This is a genomic window from Mesorhizobium sp. M7A.F.Ca.CA.001.08.2.1 (assembly GCF_003998455.1).
In the GTDB taxonomy this organism is placed as follows: Bacteria; Pseudomonadota; Alphaproteobacteria; order Rhizobiales; family Rhizobiaceae; genus Mesorhizobium; species Mesorhizobium ciceri.
In genome coordinates this window covers 1-773 of the sequence record NZ_RZPW01001322.1, presented here as the reverse complement: position 1 = coordinate 773, position 773 = coordinate 1, and the positions used below count along the sequence as shown (strand labels likewise).

The following is a 773-nucleotide window of genomic DNA, read 5'->3' as shown; positions in this document are numbered from 1 at the left end:
CCTCGCTGCTGCTTCTGGCCGATGCGGTCGCACGCACCATCGTTGCGCCGGCCGAACTGCCGATAGGCATCGTCACCGCGATAGCGGGCGCGCCGTTCTTCCTTTGGATCCTGCTGCGCAAGCGCGGCGTGGTTGATTTGTGAGGCTTGATGATCGAGGCAAAGGATGTTTCGGTTGATATCGCCGGCAAGCCTATCGTCAGTGGTGTCGATTTCCACGCGCGGCCCGGCGAGATCGCCGCCGTCGTCGGCCCCAATGGTTCGGGCAAGACGACCTTTCTCAAAGCGCTCTCCGGCGAGCTCGCCTATACCGGCCGCGTTGCCCTCAACGGCCGAGATCTCTCGACGATGAAGCCGGCCGAGGCAGCCGTCCATCGCGCGGTGCTGCCGCAGGCGACGACGCTGTCGTTCCCGTTCACCGTGCGGGAAGTGGTCAAGCTTGGTCTTGTCGGCGGCCGTTCGGGCGCCTTGCCGGGCGAGGATGCGCGGCTGCCGGAACGGGCTCTGGCGCGTGTCGATCTCGACGGCTTTGCCGGCCGTTTCTACCAGGAGCTTTCCGGCGGGGAGCAACAGCGCGTTCAGTTGGCGCGCGTGCTATGCCAGGTCTGGGCGCCGGTGCTCGACGGCAAGCCGCGCTTTCTGTTCCTCGACGAGCCAGTGTCCAGCCTCGACATCAAGCACCAGCTGATCATCATGAACATTGCCCGCGACTTCGCCAGAAGGGGCGGTGGCGTGGTCGCCATCCTGCATGACCTCAATCTGACGGCCATGTAT

Annotated in this window: 2 protein-coding genes; both read left to right on the top strand. The window is 64.9% G+C overall.

The genetic code is table 11. The features are described 5' to 3' along the window. Positions 1-143, top strand: a 143-nt coding sequence (locus tag EN914_RS37145; protein ID WP_164779253.1) for an iron chelate uptake ABC transporter family permease subunit, incomplete at its 5' end; no start/stop codon positions are given. Between the two features lie 6 nt (positions 144-149). Beyond that, the coding region (locus tag EN914_RS37140) for a heme ABC transporter ATP-binding protein (RefSeq protein ID WP_127389769.1) at positions 150-773 on the top strand (624 nt) is incomplete at its 3' end.